This window comes from Maribacter stanieri (assembly GCF_900112245.1).
Classification (GTDB): domain Bacteria; phylum Bacteroidota; class Bacteroidia; order Flavobacteriales; family Flavobacteriaceae; genus Maribacter; species Maribacter stanieri.
The window spans coordinates 1-4,663 of the sequence record NZ_FOYX01000005.1 but is presented as its reverse complement, the minus strand read 5'-3'; the positions used below and the strand labels follow the sequence as shown (position 1 = coordinate 4,663).

Sequence of the window (4,663 nt, the reverse complement as noted above, 5' to 3'; positions counted from 1 at the left end):
GTCATTTGTACCAACCACTGTTTCATTCAATGAAGATAAATCAACTGTTACATCTGTTGTTCCTTCACTTATGGTTAATTCGTTACTGCCGTCTAGTACAGCACCAGTAATATCGTCATCTGTCTTTGTAGCAAGTTCAGCCAATGCTCCTTCTACATCTGTTGATGTGAAATTATTTGCACCATCCGCAATGCCAACTTGAGCTGCATTTTGTATCTCATTGGTATCACTCTTATCTCCATCAACATAATCAACAGTAAAGTTTCCACTACCATCATCGGTAACCGTAATATCATTTGTACCTACTACTGTTTCTCTATAACCTGATAAATCGATTGCAGTTGCTGTTGGGTCATTCGTTAATGTAAGATTATCTCCTGTTAAAGAAAGATCTTGATTATCTGTACTGTTTGTTGCCAATTCCGCTAAAGCACCTTCCACATCTGTTGATGTAAAATTATTAGCTCCATCTGCAATGCCAACTTGAGCTGCATTCTGGTCATCAGTACCATCAAAAGATGTCGATGTATTATTCTCTGATATATATGTGTATGTAATGTTATCTGCTGTAGATAATGTTGTTACTATATCTGCAGCTGGAGTAGCACTACCACCAACTTGTTGCCAAGTTCCATCATAAACATATAATTGACCTGTATCAGTATCTACATATGTAGTTCCAGTTGTTGCTGTTCCTGAAGGACCTCCTGAACCAGTTACTGTTAATTCGTTCGTTGAATCATTATCTCCATCAACATAATCAACAGTGTAATTTCCATTACCATCATTGGTTACGGTAATATCATTTGCTCCAACTACCGTTTCTCTATAATCAGATAAATCGATTGCAGTTGCAGTTGGGTCATTTGTTAATGTAAGATTATCTCCTGTTAGTTCTAAATCCTGTATCTCATTAGTATCACTCTTATCTCCATCAACATAATCAACAGTAAAGTTCCCACTACCATCATCAGTTACGGTAATGTCATTTGTACCAACCACTGTTTCTCTATAATCTGATAAATCTATCGCCGCACCGGTTGGATCATTTGTTAATGTAAGGTTGTCTCCTGTCAATTCTAAATCTTGTTCATCGGTTCCTAAACTACTTAACGGCACATCAAAATCGTTACCGGCTTCAGTAATTCTTAGGTTCGACCCTACAACTCCAAAAGAGGTTATTAACTCGTTGGTATCACTTGCATCGCCAGGTACTGCACTTCCACCTACCGGCTGCCAAGCTCCAGAATCATAAACATATAACTGACCACTTGCTGTATCTACATAGGTTGTACCCTCAGCTGGTGTTCCTGTTGGACCACCTGTTCCTCTTTGTGTTAATTCGTTTGTGGAATCATTATCGCCGTCAACATAATCAACTGTATAATTACCGTTGCCATCATCACTGACAGAAATATCATTTGTTCCGACTACCGTTTCTCTATAATCGGATAAATCTATTGCAGTTGCTGTTGGGTCGTTGGTCAGTGTAAGGTTATCTCCCGTTAATTCTAAATCTTGAATCTCGTTGGTATCACTCTTATCTCCATCTAAATAATCAACAGTAAAGTTTCCACTACCATCATCAGTTACGGTAATGTCATTTATACCAACTACTGTTTCATTCAATGAAGATAAATCAACTGTTACATCTGTTGTTCCTTCACTTATGGTTAATTCGTTACTGCTGTCTAATACTGCACCAGTAATGTCGTCATCTGTCTTTGTAGCCAGTTCAGCCAATGCTCCTTCTACATCTGTTGATGTAAAATTATTGGCTCCATCTGCTATGCCAACTTGAGCTGCATTTTGTATCTCATTGGTATCACTCTTATCTCCATCTACATAATCAACAGTAAAGTTTCCGTTGCCATCATCGGTGACCGTAATATCATTTGTTCCTACTACTGTTTCTCTATAATCTGATAAATCTATTGCAGTTGCTGTTGGGTCGTTGGTCAGTGTAAGGTTATCTCCCGCTTGAGCTGCATTTTGAATCTCATTGGTATCACTCTTATCTCCATCTACATAATCAACAGTAAAGTTTCCACTTCCATCATCGGTAACCGTAATATCATTTGTACCTACTACTGTTTCTCTATAATCTGATAAATCGATTGCAGTTGCAGTTGGGTCATTTGTTAATGTTAGGTTATCTCCCGTTAAAGAAAGATCTTGATTATCTGTACTGTTTGATGCCAATTCCGCTAAAGCACCTTCCACATCTGTTGATGTGAAATTATTTGCACCATCCGCAATGCCAACTTGAGCTGCATTTTGTATCTCATTGGTATTACTCTTATCTCCATCAACATAATCAACAGTAAAGTTTCCACTACCATCATCGGTAACCGTAATATCATTTGTACCTACTACTGTTTCTCTATAATCTGATAAATCTATCGCCGCACCGGTTGGATCATTTGTTAAGGTCAGGTTGTCTCCTGTCAATTCTAAATCTTGTTCATCGGTTCCTAGACTACTCAAAGGAACATCAAAATCAGTACCCGCTTCAGTAATACGAAGATTAGTCCCAATAACTCCGAAAGAAGTTATTAGCTCATTTGTATCACTTGCATCGCCAGGTATTGCACTACCCCCTACTTGTTGCCATGCACCTAAATCAAAAACATATAATTGTCCTGAATCGGTATCAACATAAGTTGTACCCTCAGCTGGTGTACCAGTCGGACCGCCATTGCCTCTTTGTGTCAATTCGTTTGTGGAATCGTTATCACCGTCAACATAATTAACAGTAAAGTTTCCACTTCCATCATCAGTAACTGAAATATCTCCTGTACCAACTACAGTTTCCCTATAATCTGATAAATCTATCGCCGCACCGGTTGGGTCGTTTGTTAAGGTCAGGTTATCACCTATCAATTCTAAATCTTGTTCGTCTGTATTAACCAATCCAGATAAATCAATATCAGTTGCAGTAGGGTTGTTTGTAATATTTAATGTCTGTGTTGAAGCATCATAAGACAAATCTTGAATCTCATTTGTTTCATCTTCATCAAAATCAGTAGAATTAACCGTATAGTTTCCATTACCATCATCATCTACTGTAATTGCTCCTGTTCCAGCAGTTACTGTTTCACTTAATGATGATAAATCTACAGTTGTAGAGCTTCCTCTATCTATATCTATTTGTAGTTGATTTGACCCGTTTAATGTCGCTCCTGTCAAATTCTGATTATCACTGCTATTATTAGCTAAATCTGCAATAGCTTCTTCAACTGTTGTTTCGTTTATAGTATCTCCGTCTACGTCAATAGGTGTTGCTAAATTTACTTCAGATGCATTTTGGTCATCAGTACCGTCAAAAGAAGTGGTGGTATTGTTTTCAGATACATATTCGAAAATTCCATCAGCATTAGCATCGCTTAATGTCGTAACCGATTCATTAATATCTACAGCTGTTATACCTGGCTCAGAAATTGTTGCAATTCTATTACCCGCAGCCGTGTTAGTTACACTAACATCATCATCAGCAAGATTATCTACATATGCCTTATTAACAGCATCGTTTGCATTTATAGGTGTACCTACATCTGTAATAACAATCCCTCCTGCACTAGGGTCTCTAGTTAATACATCTTCTAAATCTTGTAATTCGTTCTGATCATCTTTATCTAAATCTAACGCCTCACTAGCTGTGATAGCATCTGATAATTCCGTATCCGTAGCGAACGTATTATTCAAATCTACGCCAATTGCTCCAGGTGCAGGGTTTGTAAGTTCTAACGTAGTATTTGTTAATGATACATCTGAAAGTTCATTTTCTGGATCTGGATCAGCATCTGGTGCTGCGCTACCACCAACCTGTTGCCAAGTTGTTCCATCCCATGCATATAATTGACCATTATCAGTATCAACATAAGTATCACCAGAGTTTACACCATTTGTACTTGGTGGTCCTGAAGCTAATACTGCTAATTCGTTAGTTTCATCTTCATCTGTATCTGTAGAATTAACCGTATAGTTTCCATTACCATCATCATTAACAGTAACAGCACCTGAACCAGCAATTACTGTTTCGCTCAAAGAAGATAAATCTACTGTCGTAGAAGCTCCTCTTTGAATATCTATTTGAAGTTGATTTGATCCATTTAAGTTAGCTCCCGTTAAATCTTGATTATCACTACTATTAGCAACAATATCAGCAATAGCTTCTTCTACAGTTGTTTCATTTACAGCATCTCCGTCAACATCTATTGGAGTAGCTAAATTAACCTCATCCGCATTTTGATCGTCTGTACCTACAAAAGATACAGGTGTACCATCGCCATTATTGAATGTAAATGTTCCATTTCCATTATCAGTTAATTGAGATTTAGAAATAGTTTGTGTACTGGTATCTTCTCTTGTAAATGTTACTGTACCATCTCCATTATCTGCTATACTTGTTATCGTTTCATTGATATCAGAAAAAGTACCATCTGCTTCCGTTAAGGTTGCTATTCTGTTACCTGCAACTAGGTTGCTAACAACTATACCGTTAGTATTAATTATACTTGCAAAGCCAGCTTCATCGGTATACGTATAAGTTCCATTACCATTATCTAACATCGTGGATATAGATGTATCGCTGATCGTTGTATCTATACCTGCAGCATTCGTGAAAGTATAGGTACCGTCCAAATTATCTACCAAGGCAACC

At 37.6% G+C, this 4,663-nt stretch carries 1 protein-coding gene; it reads right to left on the bottom strand.

Features of this window, described 5'->3' with window-relative positions; all coding sequences use genetic code 11:
- The coding region (locus BM296_RS19500; protein WP_177214977.1) for a beta strand repeat-containing protein at positions 1-4,663 on the bottom strand (4,663 nt) is incomplete at both ends.